A 26,345-nucleotide genomic window follows, 5' to 3' on the forward strand; every position below is an offset into this window, starting at 1 on the left:
CGCCCTCGCTTTTCTGCCAGCTTAAACTCGTTTTTAATTGTTTTGCTTTTATCCCATTATATGCTCACGCTTCGCCCTCTTTCAATATCTTTTTGATATTGAATAAAAACAAAGTTGCTGCAACAGTTACCGAGATAAAATCCGAAACCGGCTCTGCTAAAAAGACAGCAAACACCTTGTCCGCAAAGAAATGCGGCAAAATATAGATCAACGGGATCAGCAGGATGATCTTTCGCAGACACGCAATAAATAACGAAATTTTTGCCTGACCAAGTGCCATAAATACCTGCTGTACTGCAAGCTGAATGCCAAATACTCCGGTTGCTGCCATATAGATGCGCAGTGCCCATTTTGTCATTTCGAATAGTTCCTGCGAACTGCTGTTAAACAGATGTACAAAAGCACCCGGTGCAATTTCCACTGCCAGCCAGAAGATCACAGTGTATGTAAAACTGCAGATCAAAAGCAGATGGTATGCTTTTTTAACACGATCCATCTTTTTTGCTCCGTAGTTAAAACTCATGATCGGCTGGGCCCCCTGTGCAATTCCCTGTACCGGCATAAACTGAAGCTGCATAATACTGCTTAAGATCGTCATGGCTCCGACCGCCACATCACCGCCGTAACGTGACAGCGATGCATTAAATGCGATATTGATCGCACTCTCCGTCGCATTCATGATAAAAGGTGATACGCCGAGCGCGCATACCGGTAAAAGCACCGATGCTTTTGGTTTGAAATATTTTGTTTTTATTTTCAGTTTTGTCTGTTTTCCTGTCAGGAAACAAATAACCCAGATCGCTGATATTGCCTGCGATATCACGGTTGCAAGTGCAGCCCCCTGCACGCCCATGCCAAATACAAAAATGAAAACCGGATCTAAAATAATATTGCAGACCGCCCCAATCAGGACTGTTTTCATCCCCACTTTTGAAAATCCCTGTGTATTGATAAAGGAATTTAATCCCATTGTCAGCATGACAAACAATGTTCCTTTTCCATAAATCTTCAGATAGGAAAGTGCATACGGCAGCGTGTTCTCACTTGCACCAAACAACATCAGAAGCGGCTCGGCTGTAAATTCCAATACCACCGTTAAAATAACTGCAATCACAACCAGCGCCATTGTACAGTTTCCAAGTATTTCCTCCGCTTCGTCATTTTTTTCTTTTCCCATGTAAATCGCAACACGCGGTGCCCCTCCATATCCGATCAGACCGGAAAATGCTGTGACAAGCATCAGTATTGGAAAACATAAACCCAGACCGGTCAGTGCCACGCCTCCGTTTTCCTGGATATGACCAATATAGATACGGTCTACAAGATTATAAAGAAGATTGACAAGCTGTGCGATCACGGACGGTATTGCCAATGTCAGCAAAAGCTTTCCAACACTGCCCTCTCCCAGGTTGATTTCATTTTTTGACTGTTTCATTTGTATGTTCTCTTCTTTCGTTAATTTTTACATCTGTCTTTATTTTTATAAAGTCTGCATCAAAGATTTACACTTGCGCCACACTAAATTTTTCCAAAATCTTTTTCTGCTTATAGTGATAATAAATGATCATACCGACAGCACTGACAAACCAGGTGACCGGGTAGCATGCGACGATCTGTGAAAGTGTCCCATCCGGCACGATCCAGGTAACCCATACGACACGCAGCACACAGATACCGAGCATCGTCATTGCCGTAGACACAAGCACATGTCCCTGCGCACGCAGTGAACCGGAATATACCTCGATAAACACAAACAGAAAATAGGTCGGTGATATGATCTGCATCATGCCAAGACCGATCTCCACCACATTTGCATCCGTGGTAAATATACTAAATAAAAACCTTCCGGCAGACATTAAGATCACACTTAACAGGATTGCTGTCACAAACGCCATACCAAGACACTCTTTCGTTCCTTTGCGGACACGGTCCATTTTCCCTGCGCCAAAATTCTGTCCAACAAACGTGGTTGCCGCAATTCCAAATGCGCTGTTGATCATCCAGAAAAGGCTGTCTATTTTTCCAAACGCAGCCCATGCTGCCATCGTATCGACACCAAATCCATTTAATGCAGCCTGCACGATCACATTTGAAATGCTGTACATGCTCGATTCGATACCGGTTGGCAGTCCGATCGTCAGCATGTTTTTCAACACGCTTTTATGAATTTTGATCTCACGTGGAATTAACTTTAACCCGGCAGTATGATACATTAACGCCACACTGACAAGTACCGCACTGATTCCCTGTGCAATCAGCGTCGCCACTGCCACACCAAGTACCCCAAGTCTGAATCCAAGCACCAGCAAAAGATCCAGAATAATATTTACAATGCAGCAGACGATCAGAAAATAAAGCGGTCGTTTTGAATCACCGATCGCACGCAGGATCGCTGCCCCCATATTATAAACAAAAATAAACAGTAATCCTGCAAAATAGATCCGGACATAAAGTGTCGAATCCGCTAACAGGTTTTCCGGCGTATTCATCCATTGTAAAACCATACGTGTCGCAGCAACACCGATCACGCCAGCAATGATTCCACCTGTGATTGCGAACGCATATGCCGTATGCAGTGCTTTGTGTAACTGTTCTTCATTTTTTGCACCGAAATGCTGGGAGATCATGACAGTTGCCCCGGCTGATAACCCGGTAAAAAATCCAACCACCAGATTGATGATCTGTCCGGACGAACCACTAACGCATGAAAGCGCTTCTTTTCCAACAAAACGCCCGACGATCACAGCGTCCACGGTATTATACATCTGCTGGAAAAATGTTCCCACCAGTATCGGAAAAAAGAATAATAACAACTGTTTCCAGATCACGCCTTCTGTAATTTTATTTTCCATTGTATCTTTTGCTGCCATAAAAATGCCTCCTGTCTTGTTGTCATTCGTTTTCTTCCTCTCTTACTGCATTTGCTTCAATTTTTTCCATACCACTTATTATACACTGTTATTATAGTGATTGCCCAAAGAAAAGTATAGTTTTAGTTTTGGAAATTACATTGAACCGGAAGATTTCTAAAGTGAATGCACATACAGAGCACCACCTCCTTAAAAAATGGGTATAAAAAAAGAAGGTATATTTCAACCTTCCATAATTAATCTATTCTTTATTTGTATATAAACAACTTCCCTTCTCTATCACACGCAACAACTTCAAGTTTCATTAATCTTGAAGTTATTATCTTCTCATCATATGGTAATAGCCTATATATTCCCTCATGCTTAACAACTTTGTATTCTTTACCATTATAAAAAATCTTAGCTTCAATTGGTATAGGTTTTCCTTCGTTATCGCAATAACCAGTATATTTAATGGGTTGATTATGCTCATATCTAATCCGATGCAATGTATATGATGTGCTCAATGCTCCATAGATTAAATATGCAATAGCAATAATAGCTTGTACTTTAATTTGTATTTCCAATCCATTTGCATACTCCTCTTCTATCAAACATACTTGACCATTGATAATTTCATATCTTAATGACGACGTTGATTTCTCAGATTCATTAACAACTATGGCATTTCCCTCATGATGGTCACTTCGTCCTGCATCATCACATCTTGCAAAAAAATCAGATGTATTAAAAAACAGTTTTCCATCGAGAAAGCGTTGCTGATAACGGTACTTACTGGTAAATTTCATAAGCAAATAGCCATTATAATCCTTAATCCAATCTCCCATTCCAATATCTATCATTTATCATCCTCCATATTAATTAATAAAACAACCTCACCAGACAACATTCCAGTGAGGTCATATAATCAAGCTTTCTGTTTAGGTACAAACTCAATCTTAAGAGCCATTCCCATACCATCCGCTAATCTTTTAAGTAAATTAACAGAAGGGTTCCTTGTTCCATTCTCAAGCTTGCTGATGTCTGCCTGATTAATACCAGTACGTTCTGCAAGTTCCTTCTGTGTCATATTCTGAGAAGTACGAGCATCCACAATAGCTCTTATGACATCCATCTCAGGCTGAATAGCTTCATATTCTTTTCTGAACTCATCATCCTTTAACTGCTTAGAAAGCATATCATCAAATGTTCTCATCCTTCATCACCCTTTCTATGAAATCCTTTCTTCTATCCTTTGCAATCTGAATCTCCTCGTATAATAAGTGTATAGCCAGTAGAAACGATGGTTATGCACTTATTCTTTCTATAGATTTATAGATGATCTGAGACACCTGGGATAATCCCTTTCCATCTCATCTACTTTGGTTATTAGTTACATAGGTTATTCTGTGGTATGATATCAGCAGAGTCTGATGTCTAGAGGCTCTGCTTTGTCTCCTTTCAGCCCGATCTCGGTGCCTGCTTAGAAAGCTTGCAGCCTGATTCATATGTCATATTCCGCTTACACAGATGTTTCATCCTCTGGCGTACAGCACCAGCAAAAGAGCTGCCAGAGTGTATGCTTATTACGCGAGGTTTCGGTCAGCATATGATTCCCAGGATAAACCTTTTACTTCAGATTCCAAGAATACTTAATCGGAAAGGCGGGTGATATCATGTTAAAGATTAACCCTTTATCTACGCTTTACGTCGGTATTGACGTCAGCTCAAAATCCAACTATGTTTGTGCTTTGGATTTTTTCAAAAATAATTACATAAACTCTTCTTTTGCCAACAATCAGCCCGGGGCTGAGGAATTAGCTTTGAAGATACTTGAGTGTTTAAATCAACACCCCGACTTAACTATGGTTGTTGCTGCTTTAGAATCAACTTCTGTTTACAGCATCCATATCGCTAATTATCTTTCTTCTTGTGAAGAATTGATGCGGTTTAAGCCTTATGTTTTTGTCCTGAACCCTAAATGTACTGCAAACTACAAGAAAAGCTATATAGGACTTGGTAAATCTGACCCTATTGATGCCTTTGTTATTGCAGACTATGCAAGAGCTGGAAACATTGAATCCGAGCCTTGGCGCGGCAGCCAGTTTCTTGCTTTGAAACGTCTCACACGGCATCGTATTCACCTTGTTGAATGCATGACCAGGGAGAAAACTTATCTTATCTCCAATCTTTATCTGAAATTCAGCGAATTGCAGATGCTTGAAGGAGATGACCAGCCTTTCTGCGATATATATGGCGCTACATCTTCCAGTGTATTAATGGAATACCTTTCCCCGGAAGAAATTTTAGCTTCTTCCGAAGAAAATCTGATTGCATTCCTTGCTGAAAAAAGCCGCAACCGCATTAAGGATATAAGCAAGACCGCAGATTTATTAAAGAAAGCTGCCAGAGATTCTTATCGTCTGGATAAAGCTCTTTATGAGCCTTTAAATGTGTCTATTGCCAGTTCTTTCAACTGCATTGAAACCTTTAAAAGAGAAATCAAAGTCATTGACAATGCTATCGAAAAGGAAATCAAAGGTTTGAACCCAAATGCCTTTATTATTCTTCAATCTATTGATGGCATCGGTCCTGTCTTTGCTGGTGGCATAATTGCTGAAATAGGCGATATAACCGCTTTTCATTCATCTGATGCTCTTGCCAAGTATGCCGGTCTCACATGGAAATCCAACCAGTCCGGTGATTTCTACGGAGAAGATACTCCCATGATAAAAGCCGGTAATCGTTATCTGCGATACTATCTTGGCGAAGCCGCCAACAGTATGAGAAAACACAACGTTGAGTACGGAGCGTACTATCGGAAGAAGTACAATGAAGTTCCGAAACATCAACACAAAAGAGCACTCGCGCTGACTTCACGTAAATTCGTTCGTTTGGTTTATGGATTGCTGGCCAGAAACCAACTGTACTCCGGCGTATCGCTGGATACATCAATTAAAGATTCTAACTAGTCGAACCTATGTTTTGCTTGAATCATAGATCTATTAAAGTTACCCTTTTTTCTGAAATACATATCAAAATTATTTCAAAAATTAGCTTGACATATCACCAGATTGCTCTTTAGAAGTTTTCTGTGTCTTCTTAACAAAACCATTCGTCAATATTATTTTTCCCTCATAATAGAAAAATATAAGACTCTGGTAATATCACTTCCAAATTTACAACGCAATTCAAATATCCCGTCATCCAGATGTTTACTGTAAGGTTCTCTAAGCATATTTCCCTTTTCTTGTAATATACCCAGCAATCCAAATATTTTAGCTCGCATCTTAGGATTAACTGAATCAAGAAATTGCTCTACTGGAACTTCTCCGTTTTCTTTTTCATATGCTATCAGTTTAAATTCTGTCATACAATCTCCTTTGTAAATATTATATGGCATATATACCATAATGTCAATTATCCATTTAATATAATCATACCGAACTATTTCTCTAAAAAACATGTAGTAAGTGTGTAGTAGAGCACTTTTTCAACTAAGAAATGGCTTATTTATGAGCTTTGTAGGAGTATCTAGGGGATTTTTCGTGACATACCATCAATTTACTAAATCAATCTGAAATGCCTCAACGCATCCTTAATATACTCCACCTTTTCCTGCGGACATTGCTTCACTTCTGGATTCTCTTTCTTGGACTTTTTCCTCTATCTGTCTTCGCTCACGCTCCGATACCCGGATGCTCATTGTCGTTCTTGGTGCCTGTCTGCTCTTTGGTCTGCCCATACACATCCCTCCTCTTGTGTAATTCTTCTTATCTGTTTTGCTGTGATAGTCACTCTGTCAGTCCTTTGTAAATTCATTTCCGCTGCTTTGGAAATTCCTGTAACATGGTAGGTGAGATACGGTTTTCGTGTTACGAAAACCCATCTCGTTAGTGGCGGCTGCCCCTAATACCCTGCCGGTACACACCTGCGGTGTGGGATATATAACTGCATGAAAAAAGCAGACACATGGAATATTTCCACATATCTGCTTCTTTCATTGCGTGTATTCAGTTTTATATATTTGCAACTATATACTTTTATAGTAATCCTTATGGATTAAGCCACTACTCCATATCCATATTACTTAGCTGCCTGATCTGGTCTCTCCTGCTATAAATAACTGCTGTTACCTGAACTCTGTTATTTTCATCATCAACCCAATAATAAATCAGGAAGTTTTTAACAACAATCTTGCGTACTCCCTCAGTCCTCCACGGCTCTTCATCAATCAAGGCATGTTTTTTCGGAAAGCTCGACAACTTAGTAATCTCTGCTTTCATCTTGTCAAGCAGATTATCTGCTGCATCCGGTGCTATTAGATCATTTGAAATATAATGCACTATCTCTTTCATCTGCTCTAATGCCTGCCTTGTTACCCTTACCTCATATTCATTCACTATATCTCCGACTTTAATTGATTAAAAGCCTCATCAACAGATACAGAATCGTTCTTTTTTGCCTGTGCAAGCCCGGTCTGCATCATCGTATCAAATTCAGGTTGTGTTATAGAATCTCTTGTAACAAGTTTATCCGGAATATCAAGTGAAAATGGTACTCCATCACGCATAATAACCTGTCTGTAAGTCATATCTATGAATACAGATACAGGAATTCCAAGTCTGTCAAGAATTGCCTCTGCCTGCTCTTTTATATTCGGTTGAATTCGTGCTGTTACATTTGCAGTTTTCGTTGCCATAGTATGCACCTCCTGTTTCTTATAGTGTACCACCATGTATTGCATTTTACAACACAAATATTTTTAACTGTTGCCGTCACTTTTTAATGGCAATTATGATTGCTGACATCACTTTATTGCGACATTTTATGGTGTTGCCGTCGCTTTTTGGCGGCATATTTCACCAATAATCATGCGACATTTTCCTAAACTGCATTCTATGCCGGCGGATTATAACGGCAAAAATTAAATCCGCCATCACTTTCTATCATCATTATCAACTAATGCCGGCGGATTCTGTTATTTAGTTGAATGATAAATGTATTACTTTCTCTTTGATGTGTTTCCGAAGCCGCAGTCCAATACCACAGACACGTTTACTCCATCAGAAATTGCCTTTTTGTATGTTTTTCGGTCACTCTGGTCAAACCTGAAAAACCTCTCAAAGTGCCGGAAGTCGAGAAGTTTTACAAACTTCCCGACTCGCGGGCAGTCGTCGAATTCCGCATAAACACTGGCTTTACAGCCAGTTGTTTCTTCGGAACTCTCCTCGTTGCCTTCGCGCAAATCAAGGATTTTTACGAATCTGTCCGATGTAGTGCAACTATTGTCTCATCTGTACTCTCGTTGTCCCAATCCACGCCTAATACATTTCTGCCATTCATATATATAGGAAATTTAAACCGGAGACCTTTTAATATTCTGCCATCCTTTTGCTCTTCCTCATAGATAAACACATCCGACAGGAAGCTCTTCAAAAATGTCTTCTTTTCCAGATCTGTAAATTTATCATACAGCTTATCAAAGAATAAAAGGAACTGGTAAACATTATCTTCTGAGATTTTGTCCTGCCTGATATTATATAGTCTTGTTTCGACTTCTTCCATGGCATTCTCAATATCAGTGATTTCATCATATAGCTTGTCCAAACGTTCCTGCATGTCATTATATTTTTTGTCATAATTCTTATCGGATACAGATAAATGATCCATCTGGTCAGCAAGCCTGTTTTTTGCCCCGGTTGTCTGGCTCAGTCTATCTTTTAATCCATCATATTCCTTGTCAAGCTCCGAAGTATCAATGCTGCTTCCTATCTGCTTACGGATTTCCTGCTCAAACTTTGGGTTCTTTACAAATTTACGGATAATTTCCTCAACTGCCGCATTGATTCTGTCCTCATTCCACTGTCTTTTATAAGTACAGCGGTGTCTGTCCACAAGCTTCCTGTGTTTGCAGGCATAATAGAAATAATCCTTGTAATAGCCTCCGTCCGGATGCTTCTTACGATTCACATTGCCATACATACCGCTTCCACATACAGGGCACTTAATAATCCCTGATAAAATATGTTCATGCTCAAGACTATGTGTTTTTACCTGTAAAACACCTGTCTCCTGCCGCTTTCTGTGTGCCTGGTTCCACATTTCTTCTGATATAATTGCCTCATGGACTCCATCACTTAGCAAGTAATCCTTTTGTTTTACGATATGATATTCATTCCTTGTTCCCGGAATCTTCTCATTTTTTCTTCTTCCAAATGCAAGCTTACCGCAATATATCGGATTATCCAGCACACCTTTGACGAATGATGTAGAGAAACCTTCAATTATGTTATTCTGGCGAAGCTTTTTCTTATAACCACTGTTATTTAAAAATGCGGCTATCGCAGCCATTCCCATCGTTGTATTGACGAATTTATCATATATTATGCGGATAATCTCTGCCTCATCCTCTGCAATGATAAGCTCACCATTTACCAGCTGATAGCCATATGGTGCAAATCCGCCGTTCCATCTGCCTTCTCTCGCTTTCTGTCTGCGGCCTTCCATTGTCTGAACAAGTATATTCTCACGCTCTATCTCTGCTACTGCAGATAACACAGATATCATCAGTTTCCCGGCATCCTTGGAGCTGTCAATTCCATCCTCTACACAGATAAGATTAACTCCATAATCCTGCATTTTCTGCAATGACGATAAAACATCTGCAGCATTTCTTCCAAATCGTGACAGCTTAAATACCAGCACATAATCAACATTGTCTTTGCCACTTTCTACATCCGCAAGCATCTGCTTAAACTGTGGTCTGCCTTCCACACTTTTGCCAGATTTACCCTCATCAGAATATTCCCCGACGATAGACATTTCCTGATACTCTGCGTATTTTCTAAGCTTGTCCTTCTGTGCATCAAGACTGTAACCATCTACCTGCATGGAAGTGGAAACTCTTGTATATATGTAACATTTCTGCTGTTTTTTCATCAGATGTTATCTCCTTTTTACTTCCTTGGAAACCTCTTTAATGCTTTCAAGATATGCTTTTTCGACTGGTGTCAAAGTAATCTCCTGATATTTTCTGTATTCTGACTTTGCTTTCTCCAACGCCTGTTTATGACTTACAGAACCGGAACCAGTTAAAAGCTTTCTGTTTCCTGATGACAAAACACTATCCAATTGCTTTACATAATCATCCATGTACATAGGTTTATGTTCAATTGCATTAATTTCTGCCAAATCAAAATAACCAGATACAAGATTATTTAATACTTTTAGTTCACTCTCATCCAGATAATTTTTTGCAATTCCTATATCTTTTAATGCTGGTAATTCACCTGAAAATGAAGTAAGTCCCATAAATGGTTTTTGTGCATCAGCACGTTGATATATAACCTCTGCCGCAGTATGACCATGTGCTGCATAGTGAAGTTTATTCTGAACAATTTTAAAGAATCTAACAGACTCTTCGCTATGAGGATTGTAATCTACACTCGTAGCATACAAATCAAGAACCTGGCGATACAATACCTTTTCTGAAGATCTTATATCCCTGATTCTGTCAAGTAACTCTTTCCAGTAATTTCCTCCACCATTTCCTTTCAAACGCTCGTCATCTATCGTAAATCCCTTAATCATATATTCTTTTAACCGCTTTGTAGCCCACTGCCTGAATCTTGTTGCAATCACTGATTTAATACGGTATCCAAGAGATATAATCATATCTAAATTGTAATAAGTAACATTATATGTTTTTCCATCATCTGCAGTTGTTCGGAATTTCCGAACAACTGAATCCTTATCCAATTCCCCTTCTTCGAATATATGCTTTATATGTTCACTTATATTTGATTTACTGCATTGATATAATTCAGTAAGCTGCTGTTGTGTCAGCCATACTGTATCATCTTCTATTTTAACTTCTATATTTGTCTGTCCATTATCTGTCTGGTATATGAGAATTTCCCCACATTCACCTGTTCCAATTTTGTCCGCCATATCACCGCTCCAATCCATTACTTCTTAGTTATAAAATGTGAACGCATGCGTTCGCTATTGTCCCAACAAGATTTTATCATCATTCCAACCTCTGTTCAACCACAACTTTTTCCATTATACAGTGCAAAATAAAAGAGACTCCACTCGCCATGAATGAAGTCTCCTGATATATGTATACATCCTACAGCATATTATCTGCAGGATGCCGGTTGCCTACGCAGTCTTTTCGTCCAGAAGCTGTTTTTCTCCGCCTAAGTAATAACAGAACCTGTCAAATTGTTTCTGCCTATTAGCTTTCTCGTCATCAATTGAATCCTTGATCATCATACACACCTCTACTTCTTCTTTTATCTCTGGTGCATATTTAATAATCATGTCTGCAAGAAAGCTACAGCAGCGTTCAAAATCCTTGTTCATTGCCAAGCCTCCTTAAAATATTATCTTGTGAATAATTCACAGAACATATTTTATCGCAAGGCTTTTAAAAATGGAATAGATTTTACCAAACGACAGTTTTCGAAAAACTTATCTCTCAAAGATTAGTTTTTCCCATGGTTCATATCCTGCCATGTAACCGAATTCTTCCTCATTCCTAAATCCTTCAAGAAGTATTTCTTTCACACTATCTAACATAACTTCATCAATATCTCTGAATTTCATATGCCTATATAAACTAGACTTAACCAATTCATTGTCTTGAAACATCAATTGCACTCTATTCCATCAACATATCAGATATTGATATCCTTCCATTTTCACCGAAATCATTCTCTGTCTTTTCAAAATCATAAATCAAAAGTTCAGGTTTATTTCTAACACATTCTTTTATACACTGACCCGATTTTCCAAGGACCATTGTCGGAGCCGTTTGAAATGGTAAAATAGCATTTACAGAAATAGTGGTAGTAACATTTTCAACTGCTCGAGTTTGTAAGTGTCCTTTAATCATGTTATATCTTTCGTTATCATCTATATCTGCTACATCATAAAATAGAACTAGATTTATATCTGTATTTCTTTTGTATAGTTCTCGAAAGAATTCAGGAAATCTGATTTCAAAACAAATTCTTATTCCAAATTTTATCCCTTCCATTTCAAATATTCCATTGTTACTGCCTTTTGTGAAATTATCCTTATCCCATCCCCACAAGGCACGCTTATCATAGAACTCAATTTGACTATTAGGCTGAAACAACATTGCTCTATTGTATATTTCTTTTTCTTTAAATATAGTTCCAATAATAAAGGAAATGTCATTTTTGTTAGCTATTGATTGAAGTTTATCACACATTATCTGAACAAGATTAAAATCAACACATGACGCATTAGATATATTTCTCGGAGGATACCCTGTTAATGAACATTCTGGAAATATAAGCAACCGAACATTTTCAGTTTTTGCGATATATATTGCTTTTTCTATTTCTTTATAATTCTCACTAATATTTCCAGATACAGCAAATTGATACGCAGCAATTCTCATTTAACAATCATCTCCTCTCTACAAATAACGATTTGTAAACCATAAACTCAAATTACAGATTTCTACAATTTGCAAATCATTATATACTCTTCGTCATTCTCATCGACAATTTCAAATCCTACTTTTAGATACATATGAACTGCATAATTCATCTTCTGAACAGATAATGACGCTTGCTTATATCCTTGCATTTTCAGTTTTTTTAATATCTGCTCCATTAGATTAGTTCCAATACCATAGTTTCTATACTGTTTTAAAAGTGAAATTGCAAATGATGGTGTTTCAGCATCAATATGTCCATAATCATTCATAATACGACACCATACTGCACCAACAATTTCATTATTTGCTTCAGCAACCAAACACAAGTCTCCTTTATTCTTACCAAAATCTTTAACATACACCTGTAATTCTGGTTGATTTATAATCTCTTTTGGTGGTACAGGAAGCCCTTCTGGAATAAAAATTGCTTCATATAAAAAAGTATTTAGCACCTTAGACTCGTTTTGTCTTAATTCTCTTATTGAATAATCCATATAAACCTCCGATTTAATTTTTATAAATCAGTTGCTATTCCACACATCCAATCACCTCCACAGTCGAGTAGACTTACACCTCACAATGTAAGCCCCTCACAGAACCGTACGTGCGGCTTTCCCGCATACGGCTCTTCATAATAATATTTACAGTCTCAAAACAAGCTGACATAAATCTTTGGCATTGCCAATGGATAATATTTCAGCATTTCAATGAATCCTTCTCTTGTATAACTCTTTCTGTCACTTCGTCTATTCAGCACCTTAAACAGAAGTTCTCTCACTTGTTGTTTGTAGTTTGAAATCATTCTGCCATTAAAACTTATGCCATAGTACCTATAATGACCTATTAGTTTCAGATTTAGCATACCCGTTAGTTTCTTTAGCGGTTGATCTCTATTCGCATATAACCATACCTTGATGTCTCGAATTTTCTGTCTGAATTTCTTAGAGCTTGTCTTTGGCATTATATATGGCATGCCTTTGCGTGAACGCCCACAATAGAATGTGAATCCCAGAAAATCAAATGTTTGTAATCTGATACACTCACCGCTCTTTTGCTTTGCCCTTGCAATATAAGCACCGCTTTGTAAGAGACGACTTTTACTATCTTCTAATTGCAAACCGAACTTTTCCATTCGTTCTTTAAGAAGCTTGTAGTAATTCTCTGCTTCCCATTTGTATTGAAATCCTGCAACAAAATCATCTGCATATACAATTAGGAAGTTATCTCCCTTGCATTCTTTGGTAATAATAAACTTATACTATAGTGTCAATACATTATGCATATATATGTTTGCTAGGATTGGACTTATGATATTGCCTTGAGCTGAACCTTCTTCATTCACCATAAGTTCACCATTATCCAGCACTCCCACTTTAAGATACTTCTTGACAAGACCAATTATGTTGGGGTCTTTAATATAAAGTTTGAGAAACTTGATAATCCATTCATGCTTCATATGATCGAAGAATCCTTTGATGTCAGCATCCACAATATAGCAGATTTTCGTGTTGTTTAATCTCTTATACAGTTCTTTTATTGCGTTATGACATCCTCGATTTGGTCTGAATCCGTACATGCAGTTCAGAAATCTCGGTTCATAGATAGCTTCCAATATCTTCTTTAATGCTAATTGGACTATTTTGTCCTCATAGCACGCAATTCCTAATGGCCGAAGTTTTCCATTGCTTTTAGGGATATATACCCTAATTGATGGCTGTGGTTTGTATGATTTTCTTTTCAGTCTTTCTACCAAGTCATCTATGTTTTGCTCCAGATTTCTCTCGTACTCTTTCTTAGTAATCTCATCAACACCGACTGCTTTGTTTCCGTCTAATTCTTTGTGACATTGCAAAAGCATTTCTTTATTGATTAAATGATACAACGATGTGAACTCTGGTCTCGGCGAATTTGCCGATATTTCTGCTATTCTTTCTAATTTCGTTTCCATCAATACCTCCGTCCCTGAGTACGGTTGATGTGTTCTCAGAAAGACCATTATTATGTAGCTCCCTTTCCTCCGTTGGCATTACCCAACTTCTTCAGTACTATGAAGCTATCCGACTGCCCACTGTTCTTTTGACATTCTCCTATTTTGCAGTTGTTTGCCATACTTGCAATGGCAAGAAACAATAGGCTCTCCCCAGTTGACTGAATAATCACAATGTAAAACATAAAGTGCTCTTTGACCCCGCAGAAGCAAACCATTTCTCATCAATTCGAATTGATTTGTATTGCTTTCCGTCGAAATTAGAACGTCAGCCTTCTAAATGTCAAAATTTCGAGGCTCAATCACACTCTCTATTTTCTCGCTGTCTACACTTAGCAACTACCATTACTGACAGTCACCCAAGACTCGCTACTGGCGGTTGGTTAGACCTTACCAGACAGGCATTCCACCTGCTAGACTACTCGCCCTTATCTGGGCGCACAATTCCGATTTATCAAACACTTTTTATTTCCGCTGAATCATCTTAAAATGCTCCAATACCTCCACAATTGCTCTCTCTTTATCTTTCGGACACTATGGTTGCCTACTATCTTCATTTTTAGGTAAATTATAATTCTTTCCAATCTCAATTCCACATTTTTTCTTTACCTGTGAAATATACAGATTGGAAACCTTCATGCCGGCATTATGTTCAGACACATACTTCTTTATCTCATCATATGTTGCCTTAGTCTCTGCAGATGTTATATCCACATCATCAAGTTCAATCGTGACATTAATGTAATCATCCGGCTTTTGTTTCAGTTGGGACAAAAGAACGATTGCCTCGCAATGTGTCGATAGGGTATTTTAGATGCACTTTCCAGAGCTTTCACTGTACTCTGGGAGTGAAAAATGTTGCACTCCTCTCTGATAAAGCTGCAAAAATTGACATGATGCACTCTCTCCTGCCCCTGCATAGAAAAAGATTGCATTGTATTTTAGATGTAAGCCAGATCAGCTTACGATTGACTCTGCTCTTTCTCTATGGTCCACTACTCATCCCTTGATGATAACTTCTAAGATATTGTACCATAGATTGTTTATTTGGGAAATTACTTCCCGATAAAAATGGGCAGAAGAAAACCTCCAAATCTGTTTTGGACTTGGAGGCTTGATTCCAACCATTTTATTATATAACCGGTTACTTTTCTAATGATTCCAAGCACAATCTATGCAAAAACCATTTCCACCATCATTTCTTAAACTTATACCACACCCACAATCTGGGCAGGTGTCAAAGACATCATCATATCCATCATCTTCTGCCTCTTGTAGAGTCCAATCCGCATCAAATGGATTAATATCCTTGGCATTAATCCTTCTTGGTAATAAAGGATACCAACAATCCAACTCGTTTCCTTTTTCAATCACATTTCCCCACCATAATTGTTATCCAGCACCCTTGGTGCTCCAAATCATTCTTATATCAGTCAAATTAAATGAAGGTACTGACTCAGATATTCTGATGTTTTTTACAGCAGAGTGTTTGAACCGGTACCTTCTTGTGTTATCATATCAAAGTTACAAGAATAGCAGGTATCTCCCCGACCAAAGTTTGACACCTGCTATCATAACAATCCGATGCACCACTACATCCTTAAACAGGGAGATGCTGCACCAACGCTATGATAACAATTACAGTACCTTTTGACAATCCGTTAAATCAAAAAACTTACGAAAATCTTATCAACACCTTACAGTTCCATCAGTTACAGTGTACCTGTGGACATTCAGGATGTTTAACCATTCATGGCTACTATCCCCGTTCCCTCAAGGAAAATGATTCTGAAATCACTTTATCTATCTGCAGGGTTAAATGCTCTCACTGTGGTAAAACCCATGCTCTGCTTCCTTCCCAGCTTGTGCCTTATTCCCAGGTATCCTTACAGGAGCAGGCTGCTATCATATCTGCTTATGAAGATACCGGAGATTTTGAACAGATCATGGACAGAACTCCTTCTATTGATGAAAATCTTATTGCCTCCATCACCAAACGCTATATAATGCACTGGATGCAGAAGATCCGTTCCTTTCGGGTTGATTTATCCTTCCCATCCCGTCTTGTAAAGCTGTGTTTTTCACTTTTTATGAACCAGTTCATGCAGATAAGACAGACCCCAAATATCTTATTTCTTACACCCACATAGCCTTACAGGAAACCTCTCCCGATCCCTTCTATACTTAAGAAAAAATGAAAGAGAGGACTTCAAATGAAACAGGAATTAGCACAGGATATCGCTTTGATGCGGTATTCCATGATCTCACCACTGATTGTTGGTCTCCCGGATGAGTACAGATCCAAGGAGGCTTACTTTCGTGCGGCCTCTGCACGTGGTGCACTCCATCCAAACGGATCCTTCATCCATCCGGCACCGACATCCATCAAACGCTGGTACCAGCACTATCAGAAGAATGGTTTTGATGCTCTGCTCCCTTCCAGCCGCAGCGACGAGGGAACTTCCAGAAAGATCGACCCTGACCTTGAGGAACAGATCCGATATCTGAAAACAACCTATCCCCGTATGTCTGCAGCTGCTATCTTCCGTCAGTTGTGCACAAATGGATCCACGAGCCGTAATGAACTGTCAGAATCAACCGTAAACCGTTTCTTAAACAATCTTGCTTTAAAAGAAAAGACGACAAACAATCAGGATATGCGTCGTTATGAACGTGCCCATGTCAATGAGGTATGGTGCGGTGACAGCAGTGTTGGCCCTTACCTGAAAACAGAAGACGGCAAAAAGCATAAGGTATATGTGATTGCCCTCATTGATGACGCCAGCCGCTACATTGTTGGCATTGATGTCTTTTTCAATGATAACTTCGTCAATCTCATGTCTGTCATGAAAGCAGCAGTTGCAAAGTTTGGTGTTCCAAAGTTATTCAACTTCGATAATGGCAGTTCCTATAAGAATAAACAGATGGATCTGCTTGCCGCGCGTATCGGGTCTACAGTTCATTATGACCAGCCGTATACGCCAACCCAGAAGGCCAAGGTGGAGCGTTGGTTCCGTACCATGAAAGACCAGTGGATGGCAGGCCTTGATATGAGAGATTTTCACACTCTTGACAAGCTTCGTGGCAGTCTTTATACCTATGTCTCCCAGTATAACCAGAGGATTCATTCTTCCCTAAATGGAAGAAGGCCACAAGAGCGCTACTTTAGCGAGCCGGACTGTTTCCTACGCTTACCAGAAGATAAGATTGACCAGTTATTCCTACTGGAGTTAGAGCGTCGTGTTTCCATTGACTGTGTAGTTACGATTGACCACATCGAGTATGAGGTGGATTACCGTTTTGCAAAACAGAGGATCAAACTCCGTTATTCTCCTGATATGGAATCTATCTATGTCGTTGAAGCAGATGGTACGCTTACCCCGATCCGCCTTTTAAACAAAGTTGAAAACGCGGATATCAAACGTGAAAAACCACGTCTTTATGGAGGTGACGACTAATGGATTATACGATCCGCTATGGTTTGGAATTCAATCCTTTCCTAAAGAATTCCAAAGAAATCTTTGTATCAACAGACGAATCCAAAGAAGTTTTATTCCGGCTGGACTATCTTGCAAAAACAAAGGGCTTTGGACTGCTTACCGGCAGCCCCGGCCGCGGAAAAACAACCGCAATCAGGAAATGGGTACAAACCTTAAATAACTCACAATACAAAGTAGTCTATACCTGTTTTTCCACTTTTAGCCCCAATGATTTTTATCGGAATCTTGCCACAGAACTTGGTGCACAGGCCCACTACCGAAAACCAGATAACTTCCGGGTAATTCAGGAAGAGCTCACAAGGCTCTCTGTTGAGAAAAGGAAAACTCCAGTAATCATCATTGATGAAGCGAACTATATCAGTTCTGCCATTCTGAATGATTTTAAGCTGTTGTTTAACTTTGAGATGGATTCCAGGGATCGTGCTGTTGTTCTCCTGTCAGGACTTCCATCACTTAACGCCACACTTCGCCTGAGTGTGCATGAGCCATTCCGTCAGAGGATCATCATGAATTATGAACTTCCTGCATTTACAAAAGAAGAAGGCAGATCTTATGTCCTCGATAAGCTTCAAAGAGCAGGTGCAACCAGGGCAATCTTTGAAGACGCAGCACTTGAAGCCATCTTAAATGCATCTGATGGAACACCTCGTATCATCAACAATCTATGCAATAGTTGTCTTCTGATTGGAGACTCTAGAAAAAGTGACATGATTACTGCAGAGATCGTCATGCAGGCAATCAATAATAATGAGATTTAGCAGTAAAAGCAGGGCAGCCTGCTTTTATTGTATTTTCCCTGATCTCTTAATCTGCATCATTTTTTATGTCGATCAGATAACTTGCAGATGTTGGTGCAGACAATCTGCGGATGCATAACAAATAAGATCTAAATCAGGTGCATCTAATCTGCATGGAGCTGGTGCATCTAATTTGACGGACAACAGTATTCTGTCCACAGGAGCTTTTTACTGACTCCGTTACGGAGTAGTTCCTTGTGGATGTAATCGTAGTCAGGCATACGCTTGTTAGGTGATACTGTATTCTCCTTTGAAAACATGAGTTTTTGGAGCTCAGTATCTGTCATGGATTCATCAAGTGGCCATGAAAGTTTTAATTCTCTGGCACGTTTCTGAACCTTGACAACGGTTTTTTGTGCGACACCACAGCTTGCCATGATTTCGCGTTGAGAAAATCCCAAGCCTGTAAGCCGGATAATTTCTCTGTACTTGGTCATAAGTGTGACCTCCTTATAATGTATTTACACCAAATGGTGCATGAATTCATTATAAGGTTTTATAGATAAAATGATTTCCTTTTTAGCGGAATCGTGATTTCCAATAAAATGGATTAGTGATTTCCATACGCCGGACAGGTGATGGATTTCCACCCGGATTATTCAATTGGGCGGAAAGCTTTCCTGTTCCACACATCAGAGACCGGTGCCGGTGCAAGTGCGGTGATGTACAGCATCGTAGAGACAGCAAAAGCAAACAATCTGAATATTTTCCAATACCTCTATACGGTACTCCTGTATATGCCGGATTACATGAATTCGTCCGCAGGTATAGAGCAGCTGATGCCATGGTGAATATTACGGTGCGGCGGAGCCGCCAGTCCGGTGTGGCGAGAGCCACCTGTCCGGACTAACGGAGCCACTCCGTTCTCTGTAGTGATAAGTTACTTTGCCATTGCAGGATCTAATCCATATACCTCTCGCATAGAGAGATCTTTGGATGGATCAATGCTTTCAATATCGATTTTATATGAGTCATACGTTATACGATCCATAATGGCATCTGCCAGGGTACTTTCACCGCCACAGATTTGTTGGTACCATTCACTTTCGCGGAACTGCGAGCAAAAGATCGTGGATGATTTCTTGCGTCTTTTGTGTATCAGTTCAAAAAGGTTTCTGGCTTCAGCTTCCGTCAGTTTGAGGAGAAGCCACTCGTCAATGATCAGTACTACTGGCTTGGTGTACTTCTTCAGGACAGTTGAAAAAGTTCCGCTGTCTCTGGCAGCCTGTAAGTCCAGTAATAAATCAGGAAGCCGCACATACCGTACTGTGTAGTAGTGTTTGCAGGCCTCCATGCCAAAAGCACAGGCCATATAAGTTTTACCACTTCCGGTGGCACCTGTAATGAAGATGTTCCTGTATTCTGTAATGTATTCGCAAGTTGCCAGACGGCTGATCAGTGCTTTGTTCAGTTTCCGACCGGACTGGTAATCAATTGCTGCAATGCTGGCATCCGGCTGTTCGAACTCAGCCTGCCGGATCAGTCTTTTCAACCGGTTATTTTTGCGATTGCTGTACTCGATATCAACAAGCATACCGAAGCGGTCCTCGAACGGCACTTCCTTCATTGTAGGATCATCCATCTGGATACGGAATGCATCTGCCATAGCGGTCAGGCGCATTTCGATAAGTTTATCGATTGTACTTTGATTTGTCATGATCGTTTACCTCCATAGTATCTGGCACCTCTTGTGATGCCATGTGGCTTTTCAACAGTCTGAGATTCCTTTGATGCATTCGATATGTCATCTGGTGAGTCTTTCATTGCAGCCAATAGATTTTTGATACTTTTATAGCTGGGTTTAGCAGAATAAGAAAGTGCTTTGGCACAGACCTGTTCCAGTTTTTCAGGCGAATATTTCTCTGCCAGTTTTAACAATCCCATACAGCTTCTATAGGATTGTTGTTCAACCCTGCCGGAGGTAAGTATTGCATCGACAACCTTACTTGTGTTAATTCCAATCGAATCTGCCCATTTGCGGAACCTGTCGCCGTTCCATTCCAGATATTTCTGGTGTTCCTGCGGCATATGTTCCGTCACAGTGGAATACTGGCCGCTCCTTCCGTGAAGTCTCCTATGAGAGGCAATTCGATTGTGATTATAAAATATTTCAACCGTTGTATCTGTTATACGCACATCTACCTTATTTTTGATATACTGATAAGGCACGGAGTAGTACATCTTGTCTACTGCGATGTGATAGTTGAACTGGACAGTGGCTTGTTTCCACTCAGCCAGTTCAAAGGGTGTAGCAGGCAACGGAGCCAGTAACGGCATTTCTTCCCCAAGAAATAAACTGAGCCTGCTGCATTCCTTTTTCTGGAATTTACGAGCATTGTAGGCATTCAGTTTTTCCCGGATAGAATCATTTAATTCTGCAAGCGAGAAAAACTGTTCATTACGAAGGGCTGCAGTTATCCAAGTAGATATCTTTCCTACAGATCCTTCTACATTTGGTTTATCCTTGGGTTTCCGGACTCTGGCCGGAATGATGGCAAGATTATAGTGTTCTGCCATCTCATGGTAAGTTGTGTTTAATGACGTGGTATACCAGTCGCTCTTTTCATGATTCACTGCTGTTGTGCAGTTATCGGAGACAAGCATGGGTGTTACACCGCCAAAGAAATCGAACATCTGGACATGAGCTTTAATCCAGTTGCTTGTTTTCTCATTCATGTATGCTTTTACAAAAGCATACTGGCTGTAAGTCAGTACCCCTACAAAGATCCATGCCTCTGTGATCTCTCCGGTGTCCGGATCAAAGATGTGGGCGGGATCACCTGCCCAGTCAACTTCAATCTGTTCACCAGGCTTTCTCGGGATATGCATGGTAGCCCTGCGTTTCTCTTCATCCTTTTGGATGTAGTAGCAGAACTGGGAATACATGAGCGGCTCTTCGTTGCTCATACGACACTCCTCACAGTATTCTACCCAGAGAAGCTTTTTGTTGACTCCATTTCGCAGAAGTTCTTTGCGAATGTAGTCAAAGTCAGGCATGCGTTTATTTGTTACTGACTTATCCTTTGGGAACATAAGCTCCTCAAGTGCGCTGTCGGTCATGTCAAAATCCAACGGCCATGAAATATTTATTTCCGCTGCCTTTTTCAAAACCTTGGCGACTGTGTTCCTGGATACACCGCAGCTCTGTGCGATGTTCCGTTCGCTGAATCCTAAGCTCTGCAAGCGTAGGATTTCACGATACTTGGTCATAATTGTGACCTCCTTTACCTGTATTCACACCAATGGTGTGTATCAACAGTATAAAGGAAATATATGTAATAGAGCGTTTAAATGTGGCTCTGAATTACCGGAATATGTGGCTCTCATTCTCCGGAATGGTGGCTCCCAAAGTCCGGACAGGTGGCTCAGAGAGCTCCGGAATAATCACCATGGAGTGAATTTATAAAGGAACAATGTTCAGGACTAATTGATGTGGAATCTAATGTTCCGGAAAAAAGAATTCCCCTGCCGCATAGGTAGCAGAGGAAGTGAAAGTAAACGGTAGTCGTTTACTGCTTTAACTGAATTTAGGAATATGGTAGGCGGTGTGTTATTCATCGCTTACTATGATTCTAATGGTAGCAAAAAGCCTGTCCCAATTTAGGGACAGGCAAATTCGCAGTTTTATTCTTTATATTCGTAAATATTCTAAATTATATAATTGGAGGAGGATTTGATGCTGAAATTAGTAAATCTTCTTTCCATTATCATTGAAGTGGCGGCTATCAATACTCTTTTGTTGAAATACATATAAATGTTTTACATTTCCTCTTTCTGCCATCGCTAATGCATTTCTTGCAATATACAACATATTCTTCGGATTCAACGTAGCAAATATATTTACCGTTATGCCCTCAGGAAGTTGCCTTAATTCTGAAGACACCGTTTTTATTAACTCTGGACTATAATGCCTACTTAAATCATTTCCCCGCTCTCTGTACACCCTAATGGTAGGCAAACTAGCTTTCAAACGTGGAAGCTGGCGGTACTCTATAGGATATGTATCTTCAATTACAAGATTTATCTCTTTAGGAATATTTCCATTTCTGAAGTTTTTTCTTTCTAATTTTACTTCCGCATTATCTTCAGGATAATCGTTATCATCAATTGGAAAATCATCAAATAATTCATTAACGACTATTTTTGTTTGCATATACTGCGGAACTTTTTTCAAATTACACTTTCTTATGTTCAGCACTTTAGCCGAAAACCAAAACCACCAATACGGATAGGAATGATATGTATTTACTCTGTTCATCATCACACTATCATGATTATGTTTTCTAAATATACGAAGTACAATAACACATAAAACTATTCCTATAACAACATTACTACTACCTAAAAGCAGAATATAAAATACGTTATCCGGCTCGATTATATTCTCCTTAAGATAGTCTGAGAACATACCTTTTATATTAAAAATTTTAGGGATAATTAGCACAAATATCGAAATGATTATTTCAATAATCTGTATCCCATTATCCTCTATTATTTTTAGCAATCGCTTCATCTGTTGTTACCCCTTTTACATATATACCGTCTACTTTTTGACATTCTTGTAATTCAGTTATTACCTTAGTGAACGTATCTCCAGCCCATATTCTAACTTGTTTTCTTCCAGCAATAATGAATATTATATAACCACACCCACTAGTTTCGTTTTCTATAGAACTTCTCCAGTCCTCCCAATCTATAGAAGATGGTATAGGTACATCCTGTGGATGAGTATGCCATACTCCCATATAATAGCTTTTTTTTACTTCTTCTTTCAGCAAAAAGCTATTATGCCGTGGATCTTTAATCGTAAAATGAATTCTATTACAATAATCTCCACTGAATGGATGAGATATTTTCTCTAATGAAACATTTTTTGTTATATCATGCTGATATCCTACTATATAACCTCCACTTTCTGGGCTATTAGCTTCATTCTGCAACCACTTATACATTTCATCAAAAACATCGGTTAGCACATCCAAAAATCTACCATCCGGCAATATGTATTTTACACAACTATTCTGTTGAGTGATTTCCACAACAGTTACACATCCCTTCGTAAAATTTATAATTTTTTTGGTATCCTTCTTCTTTTGTCACAGTAAGAAGATAATTATCATCATCATCTACATCAAATATATTCTCAATACAATATAACATTGCAGCGACTGTTCGTAGCAACACTGCTGTACCATAAGGAGCCCGAGTTCCTCCACAACCATTTCTAATAATCAATCTGTTATGTGCATCTTCTTCTAATCGATTTGCTTTATTATTTATAAGAGCTCCTTTTTCATCTGTGTACAAGCACTGAAAACATCCTTTTTTATTGTATTCTACTTTTAGAAGATGACTATAATTGCCTCCAGCTTCAATCCAAGAATAAATTACAGGAATTGAACAATTATTACTCTTCAATAGATTATTAAAATACAATTGTTTATCACTATTACCAATGGTGAATATTATAATATCTTGACTGTTTATCTCACTAAGCAAAGCATCTTTATCTAAATCTTTTCCAATTGCCCTTATATGTATTTCTGGATGTAAGTACTCCAAGAATAATCTTAATGAATAAGGCTTTTCTAACCCTTGTCCAAATCCACCATAAGCCCATCTCATCATGTTATCTGGCTCAAGCTGGTCTCCATCATAGACCGTAATACTGCGAAATCCATTTTTAACCATCTCAGCTGCCACATAACTTCCTAATGAACCCGCTCCAACTATGAGAACTTTTTTATCCATTAAATCAATTCTATTTCCAATAGCTTTGCTTAACGCATAATAATCTTGTCGTTTGGACTTGATAATTCTTACTTCAGTAATATCATTCTGTATTTTAGCGATTACACTATTTTTAGTAGCATTATTAAATGACACTACCATTGTAAACACTTTTCTAACATCATTAATCAGCATTCCAAATGATAAGATCATAGAACGCGCTTTTATCTGCTCAGATGATATAAATTCAAATGATTCCCGTGATATATGACTAATTTGCTTACCATATAAAACATTCAATATGTCATTTTTTCCCCATCCTGTTTTCTTTGTCGGAGGAATAATACCTCTATTATCTATAAGAGGTATGTAATAGGCACAAATATCAGCACGATGTTTCCAATAACAGTTATCTCCATCTTTTTTTTCTTTATCGTTAAGACTAATTCCATGTGCTACACATCGCATTTCGTCTTTACCTAAATAGACATTCAATTTTTTTGCCTTTGAATCATCACCTAAATAAATATCTATTTTTCCCTCTTCAGCAACATCGTCCCAATAATATAGAAACTCCTTCTGTAGTTCCTTTTCTATCTGCAGCTTTGAAAGATTAACTAACTCTAACAATCTTTCAATTGCATCTACTATTTTTTCTTCGAACGTAAAGAGTGACATTATCACGCTTCCAGACTCATACAGACATAGAGCTTTATAATTTCCCTCCGGAAATGATTTATCCTTTCCTATGTCAAACCCTTCCGTCATGATGTGTGGGTAAGCATCACAAGTATCATTCACTGCAAATATAGTCACTCGTGAAGATGGAACGCTTTCTTCCGGACATAGCATTAAAAAATCATGTTTTCTTATAGAAAAGGTTATATACTTAAGCTTGTTTTCAGATTGCTGAATACATGATATTTCATCATACGCCTCTAATATATGTATAGCAGTTAATAATTCATCCAAAATTATGCTCCTTCTTTGTATTTGTAGATGCAGACATTGCCTTTTTTTCAGGAATTACAAATTGTTCTCCAAGCATCTTTTGAACATATTTTGCGGCATCATGTTCTGATTCAACATTTAAAGCATTTGTTAAGTTATCTACAGCAACACATAACCTTTTATAAAACGTAACCATATATGTTTCACTGCTATCTCTCATTTTTGAAAAAATATCTGTATAAGGCTTAACTGGCAAATATTTAGATATGTTTGCGCTTATAACTGTTCCAGATACATCATACGACACATTAGTAAAAGCATTTTTTATTGACTCCATAGTTTTCTTAAGTGCAAGCAAATCATCATCACCATCATCAGATGAACACTCAACAAAATTATCACATACTAAATATGTTAATCCTATACTTGGTGGAACCTCATGATCAGAAGTAGAATTACTATATTTCTCATCTCTCCATTTTTTTACAAAACATATAATTCTTCTTAATTGATCGTTACCATTAATTTTATTACACAGGCTCTCATTTAATCCATCTGGATCTGCATCTTCCCATTTATATGTTCCAGTATCTTTACCGCGAGCCAAATAAACATCTCCATCCATATTGGCATATAGAGGAAGATCTATGTGCATCCATTCTTCACCATCTTCATAATATGAAGCTCTTACACACGGTTCTTTAATAGTTACACTTCTCTGAGCAATATCAATCGACTCCTTTAAATAACGTTTGATTTTTCTTGGATCAGGGTTTTCATCAATATTCAATGGAATCATAACAGCTACATCCATATCTACCACGTCTGAAACAATAGTAGTATTGTACTTATAACTACCTTGAATAAACATACGAATATCGCTCTTATTTACTGTAATTCCATGATCCTTTAATTTGCCTGGTAACTTAGTTTTTATTTCATCTTCTAATATTTCGCGCTTTTCTCTAAGATTATCCGCCTCGCTACTTATACGAATTTCTTTATAAAAATCAGAAAATTCTTTTTTTAATTTCATATGTATCCTCCCAAACA

The 26,345-nt window shown here is 38.6% G+C and carries 28 protein-coding genes and 2 pseudogenes; 5 read left to right on the forward strand and 25 right to left on the reverse strand.

Going from position 1 to position 26,345, the window contains the following annotated elements:
* Nucleotides 1–64: 64 nt before the first annotated feature.
* From H8S51_RS16700 to H8S51_RS16715, 4 genes are all read right to left on the reverse strand, one after another.
* Entirely contained in the window at nucleotides 65–1,435 is a 1,371-nt protein-coding gene (locus tag H8S51_RS16700; protein WP_186900218.1) for an MATE family efflux transporter, read from the reverse strand.
* Nucleotides 1,436–1,502: 67 nt separating this feature from the next.
* On the reverse strand, nucleotides 1,503–2,870 hold the full coding sequence (locus H8S51_RS16705) for an MATE family efflux transporter (RefSeq protein ID WP_118591453.1): 1,368 nt from the start codon (nucleotides 2,868–2,870) through the stop codon (nucleotides 1,503–1,505).
* Nucleotides 2,871–3,118: 248 nt separating this feature from the next.
* Nucleotides 3,119–3,712, reverse strand: coding sequence for a hypothetical protein (locus H8S51_RS16710; protein ID WP_118591451.1), 594 nt, complete (start codon nucleotides 3,710–3,712; stop codon nucleotides 3,119–3,121).
* Between the two features lie 65 nt (nucleotides 3,713–3,777).
* Nucleotides 3,778–4,065: a helix-turn-helix domain-containing protein gene (locus H8S51_RS16715; RefSeq protein ID WP_022263216.1), complete on the reverse strand. Its 288-nt coding sequence runs from the start codon at nucleotides 4,063–4,065 to the stop codon at nucleotides 3,778–3,780.
* A 460-nt stretch (nucleotides 4,066–4,525) separates the two neighbouring features.
* Here H8S51_RS16715 and H8S51_RS16720 point away from each other — a divergent pair, with 460 nt between their 5' ends.
* Complete coding sequence (locus tag H8S51_RS16720) at nucleotides 4,526–5,821, forward strand: IS110 family RNA-guided transposase (protein WP_118591449.1); 1,296 nt, start codon at nucleotides 4,526–4,528, stop codon at nucleotides 5,819–5,821.
* Between the two features lie 81 nt (nucleotides 5,822–5,902).
* Here the strand turns inward: H8S51_RS16720 and H8S51_RS18545 are convergent.
* From H8S51_RS18545 to H8S51_RS16785, 14 genes and pseudogenes are all read right to left on the reverse strand, one after another.
* A pseudogene (locus H8S51_RS18545) lies at nucleotides 5,903–6,315 on the reverse strand (type II toxin-antitoxin system RelE/ParE family toxin).
* A gap of 132 nt (nucleotides 6,316–6,447) precedes the next feature.
* Nucleotides 6,448–6,594, reverse strand: coding sequence for a hypothetical protein (locus tag H8S51_RS16730; protein WP_182002558.1), 147 nt, complete (start codon nucleotides 6,592–6,594; stop codon nucleotides 6,448–6,450).
* Nucleotides 6,595–6,919: 325 nt separating this feature from the next.
* Complete coding sequence (locus tag H8S51_RS16735) at nucleotides 6,920–7,252, reverse strand: type II toxin-antitoxin system RelE/ParE family toxin (RefSeq protein ID WP_118591447.1); 333 nt, start codon at nucleotides 7,250–7,252, stop codon at nucleotides 6,920–6,922.
* Nucleotides 7,252–7,551, reverse strand: coding sequence for a type II toxin-antitoxin system RelB/DinJ family antitoxin (locus H8S51_RS16740; protein ID WP_118591445.1), 300 nt, complete (start codon nucleotides 7,549–7,551; stop codon nucleotides 7,252–7,254). Before H8S51_RS16740 ends, H8S51_RS16735 begins: the two co-directional genes overlap by 1 nt.
* Before the next feature lie 557 nt (nucleotides 7,552–8,108).
* A complete protein-coding gene (locus H8S51_RS16745) occupies nucleotides 8,109–9,794 on the reverse strand; it encodes a recombinase family protein (protein WP_186900230.1) in 1,686 nt (561 codons plus the stop codon).
* A gap of 3 nt (nucleotides 9,795–9,797) precedes the next feature.
* A complete protein-coding gene (locus H8S51_RS16750; protein ID WP_186900219.1) occupies nucleotides 9,798–10,802 on the reverse strand; it encodes a virulence RhuM family protein in 1,005 nt (334 codons plus the stop codon).
* A 213-nt stretch (nucleotides 10,803–11,015) separates the two neighbouring features.
* Nucleotides 11,016–11,219 carry a hypothetical protein gene (locus H8S51_RS16755; protein ID WP_186900220.1) on the reverse strand — a complete coding sequence of 68 codons (204 nt, stop codon included), beginning with the start codon at nucleotides 11,217–11,219 and terminating at the stop codon, nucleotides 11,016–11,018.
* Nucleotides 11,220–11,327: 108 nt separating this feature from the next.
* A complete protein-coding gene (locus tag H8S51_RS16760) occupies nucleotides 11,328–11,507 on the reverse strand; it encodes a hypothetical protein (protein ID WP_241070790.1) in 180 nt (59 codons plus the stop codon).
* 10 nt (nucleotides 11,508–11,517) lie between these two features.
* The gene (locus tag H8S51_RS16765; protein WP_186900221.1) at nucleotides 11,518–12,285 is read right to left on the reverse strand and encodes a carbon-nitrogen hydrolase family protein; all 768 of its coding nucleotides are present in this window, start codon (nucleotides 12,283–12,285) and stop codon (nucleotides 11,518–11,520) included.
* 62 nt (nucleotides 12,286–12,347) lie between these two features.
* Nucleotides 12,348–12,821: a GNAT family N-acetyltransferase gene (locus H8S51_RS16770; protein WP_186900222.1), complete on the reverse strand. Its 474-nt coding sequence runs from the start codon at nucleotides 12,819–12,821 to the stop codon at nucleotides 12,348–12,350.
* Nucleotides 12,822–12,976: 155 nt separating this feature from the next.
* Complete coding sequence (locus tag H8S51_RS18570; RefSeq protein ID WP_330646676.1) at nucleotides 12,977–13,459, reverse strand: group II intron maturase-specific domain-containing protein; 483 nt, start codon at nucleotides 13,457–13,459, stop codon at nucleotides 12,977–12,979.
* A gap of 126 nt (nucleotides 13,460–13,585) precedes the next feature.
* Nucleotides 13,586–14,275, reverse strand: coding sequence for a reverse transcriptase domain-containing protein (locus H8S51_RS18575; RefSeq protein ID WP_330646677.1), 690 nt, complete (start codon nucleotides 14,273–14,275; stop codon nucleotides 13,586–13,588).
* A 573-nt stretch (nucleotides 14,276–14,848) separates the two neighbouring features.
* Nucleotides 14,849–15,115 (reverse strand): annotated as a pseudogene (locus H8S51_RS16780) (23S rRNA (uracil(1939)-C(5))-methyltransferase RlmD); the annotation flags it as partial.
* Nucleotides 15,116–15,466: 351 nt separating this feature from the next.
* On the reverse strand, nucleotides 15,467–15,688 hold the full coding sequence (locus H8S51_RS16785) for a hypothetical protein (protein ID WP_186900224.1): 222 nt from the start codon (nucleotides 15,686–15,688) through the stop codon (nucleotides 15,467–15,469).
* 254 nt (nucleotides 15,689–15,942) lie between these two features.
* Here H8S51_RS16785 and H8S51_RS16790 point away from each other — a divergent pair, with 254 nt between their 5' ends.
* The 3 genes from H8S51_RS16790 to H8S51_RS16800 all read left to right on the forward strand — a co-directional run bounded on the left by H8S51_RS16790 (nucleotide 15,943) and on the right by H8S51_RS16800 (nucleotide 18,572).
* Nucleotides 15,943–16,464, forward strand: coding sequence for a DUF6431 domain-containing protein (locus H8S51_RS16790; RefSeq protein ID WP_186900225.1), 522 nt, complete (start codon nucleotides 15,943–15,945; stop codon nucleotides 16,462–16,464).
* 63 nt (nucleotides 16,465–16,527) lie between these two features.
* Nucleotides 16,528–17,772, forward strand: coding sequence for a DDE-type integrase/transposase/recombinase (locus H8S51_RS16795; RefSeq protein ID WP_186900226.1), 1,245 nt, complete (start codon nucleotides 16,528–16,530; stop codon nucleotides 17,770–17,772).
* On the forward strand, nucleotides 17,772–18,572 hold the full coding sequence (locus H8S51_RS16800) for an ExeA family protein (RefSeq protein WP_007890459.1): 801 nt from the start codon (nucleotides 17,772–17,774) through the stop codon (nucleotides 18,570–18,572). Before H8S51_RS16795 ends, H8S51_RS16800 begins: the two co-directional genes overlap by 1 nt.
* A gap of 167 nt (nucleotides 18,573–18,739) precedes the next feature.
* Here the strand turns inward: H8S51_RS16800 and H8S51_RS16805 are convergent, their stop codons facing one another.
* On the reverse strand, nucleotides 18,740–19,048 hold the full coding sequence (locus H8S51_RS16805) for a hypothetical protein (RefSeq protein ID WP_330646678.1): 309 nt from the start codon (nucleotides 19,046–19,048) through the stop codon (nucleotides 18,740–18,742).
* A gap of 225 nt (nucleotides 19,049–19,273) precedes the next feature.
* On the opposite strand from H8S51_RS16805, the gene H8S51_RS16810 reads away from it, so the two are divergent.
* Nucleotides 19,274–19,402, forward strand: coding sequence for a transposase domain-containing protein (locus H8S51_RS16810; RefSeq protein ID WP_408639568.1), 129 nt, complete (start codon nucleotides 19,274–19,276; stop codon nucleotides 19,400–19,402).
* 89 nt (nucleotides 19,403–19,491) lie between these two features.
* On the opposite strand, the gene istB is transcribed toward H8S51_RS16810, so the two are convergent.
* The 6 genes from istB to H8S51_RS16840 form a co-directional block, all read right to left on the reverse strand.
* The gene (gene istB / locus H8S51_RS16815) at nucleotides 19,492–20,268 is read right to left on the reverse strand and encodes an IS21-like element helper ATPase IstB (RefSeq protein WP_015520015.1); all 777 of its coding nucleotides are present in this window, start codon (nucleotides 20,266–20,268) and stop codon (nucleotides 19,492–19,494) included.
* Complete coding sequence (gene istA, locus H8S51_RS16820; RefSeq protein ID WP_118375804.1) at nucleotides 20,265–21,821, reverse strand: IS21 family transposase; 1,557 nt, start codon at nucleotides 21,819–21,821, stop codon at nucleotides 20,265–20,267. Before istA ends, istB begins: the two co-directional genes overlap by 4 nt.
* Nucleotides 21,822–22,296: 475 nt before the next feature.
* Nucleotides 22,297–23,124, reverse strand: a complete 828-nt coding sequence (locus tag H8S51_RS16825) for a hypothetical protein (RefSeq protein ID WP_186899181.1) — start codon at nucleotides 23,122–23,124, stop codon at nucleotides 22,297–22,299.
* Nucleotides 23,093–23,650 (reverse strand): Mov34/MPN/PAD-1 family protein, encoded by a 558-nt coding sequence (locus H8S51_RS16830; protein ID WP_186899182.1) that lies wholly within the window; start codon nucleotides 23,648–23,650, stop codon nucleotides 23,093–23,095. The genes H8S51_RS16825 and H8S51_RS16830 overlap by 32 nt, the downstream gene beginning before the upstream one ends.
* Nucleotides 23,628–25,313: a ThiF family adenylyltransferase gene (locus H8S51_RS16835; RefSeq protein WP_186899183.1), complete on the reverse strand. Its 1,686-nt coding sequence runs from the start codon at nucleotides 25,311–25,313 to the stop codon at nucleotides 23,628–23,630. The genes H8S51_RS16830 and H8S51_RS16835 overlap by 23 nt, the downstream gene beginning before the upstream one ends.
* The gene (locus H8S51_RS16840; protein WP_186899184.1) at nucleotides 25,306–26,328 is read right to left on the reverse strand and encodes a cyclic GMP-AMP synthase DncV-like nucleotidyltransferase; all 1,023 of its coding nucleotides are present in this window, start codon (nucleotides 26,326–26,328) and stop codon (nucleotides 25,306–25,308) included. The genes H8S51_RS16835 and H8S51_RS16840 overlap by 8 nt, the downstream gene beginning before the upstream one ends.
* Nucleotides 26,329–26,345 lie beyond the last annotated feature (17 nt).

This window comes from Roseburia rectibacter (assembly GCF_014287515.2).
In the GTDB taxonomy this organism is placed as follows: domain Bacteria; phylum Bacillota; class Clostridia; order Lachnospirales; family Lachnospiraceae; genus Roseburia; species Roseburia rectibacter.

Excerpts from the sequence above, each read along its gene's own strand:
- H8S51_RS16700 (WP_186900218.1), bottom strand. The coding sequence starts at position 1,435 with ATGAAACAGTCAAAAAATGAAATCAACCTGGGAGAGGGCAGTGTTGGA.
- H8S51_RS16705 (WP_118591453.1), bottom strand. The coding sequence starts at position 2,870 with ATGGCAGCAAAAGATACAATGGAAAATAAAATTACAGAAGGCGTGATC.
- H8S51_RS16710 (WP_118591451.1), bottom strand. The coding sequence starts at position 3,712 with ATGATAGATATTGGAATGGGAGATTGGATTAAGGATTATAATGGCTAT.
- H8S51_RS16715 (WP_022263216.1), bottom strand. The coding sequence starts at position 4,065 with ATGAGAACATTTGATGATATGCTTTCTAAGCAGTTAAAGGATGATGAG.
- H8S51_RS16720 (WP_118591449.1), top strand. The coding sequence starts at position 4,526 with ATGTTAAAGATTAACCCTTTATCTACGCTTTACGTCGGTATTGACGTC.
- H8S51_RS16730 (WP_182002558.1), bottom strand. The coding sequence starts at position 6,594 with ATGGGCAGACCAAAGAGCAGACAGGCACCAAGAACGACAATGAGCATC.
- H8S51_RS16740 (WP_118591445.1), bottom strand. The coding sequence starts at position 7,551 with ATGGCAACGAAAACTGCAAATGTAACAGCACGAATTCAACCGAATATA.
- H8S51_RS16750 (WP_186900219.1), bottom strand. The coding sequence starts at position 10,802 with ATGGCGGACAAAATTGGAACAGGTGAATGTGGGGAAATTCTCATATAC.
- H8S51_RS16755 (WP_186900220.1), bottom strand. The coding sequence starts at position 11,219 with ATGAACAAGGATTTTGAACGCTGCTGTAGCTTTCTTGCAGACATGATT.
- H8S51_RS16760 (WP_241070790.1), bottom strand. The coding sequence starts at position 11,507 with ATGTTTCAAGACAATGAATTGGTTAAGTCTAGTTTATATAGGCATATG.
- H8S51_RS16765 (WP_186900221.1), bottom strand. The coding sequence starts at position 12,285 with ATGAGAATTGCTGCGTATCAATTTGCTGTATCTGGAAATATTAGTGAG.
- H8S51_RS16770 (WP_186900222.1), bottom strand. The coding sequence starts at position 12,821 with ATGGATTATTCAATAAGAGAATTAAGACAAAACGAGTCTAAGGTGCTA.
- H8S51_RS18570 (WP_330646676.1), bottom strand. The coding sequence starts at position 13,459 with ATGGAAAAGTTCGGTTTGCAATTAGAAGATAGTAAAAGTCGTCTCTTA.
- H8S51_RS18575 (WP_330646677.1), bottom strand. The coding sequence starts at position 14,275 with ATGGAAACGAAATTAGAAAGAATAGCAGAAATATCGGCAAATTCGCCG.
- H8S51_RS16790 (WP_186900225.1), top strand. The coding sequence starts at position 15,943 with ATGATAACAATTACAGTACCTTTTGACAATCCGTTAAATCAAAAAACT.
- H8S51_RS16795 (WP_186900226.1), top strand. The coding sequence starts at position 16,528 with ATGAAACAGGAATTAGCACAGGATATCGCTTTGATGCGGTATTCCATG.
- H8S51_RS16800 (WP_007890459.1), top strand. The coding sequence starts at position 17,772 with ATGGATTATACGATCCGCTATGGTTTGGAATTCAATCCTTTCCTAAAG.
- H8S51_RS16805 (WP_330646678.1), bottom strand. The coding sequence starts at position 19,048 with ATGACCAAGTACAGAGAAATTATCCGGCTTACAGGCTTGGGATTTTCT.
- H8S51_RS16810 (WP_408639568.1), top strand. The coding sequence starts at position 19,274 with ATGTACAGCATCGTAGAGACAGCAAAAGCAAACAATCTGAATATTTTC.
- istB (WP_015520015.1), bottom strand. The coding sequence starts at position 20,268 with ATGACAAATCAAAGTACAATCGATAAACTTATCGAAATGCGCCTGACC.
- istA (WP_118375804.1), bottom strand. The coding sequence starts at position 21,821 with ATGACCAAGTATCGTGAAATCCTACGCTTGCAGAGCTTAGGATTCAGC.
- H8S51_RS16825 (WP_186899181.1), bottom strand. The coding sequence starts at position 23,124 with ATGAAGCGATTGCTAAAAATAATAGAGGATAATGGGATACAGATTATT.
- H8S51_RS16840 (WP_186899184.1), bottom strand. The coding sequence starts at position 26,328 with ATGAAATTAAAAAAAGAATTTTCTGATTTTTATAAAGAAATTCGTATA.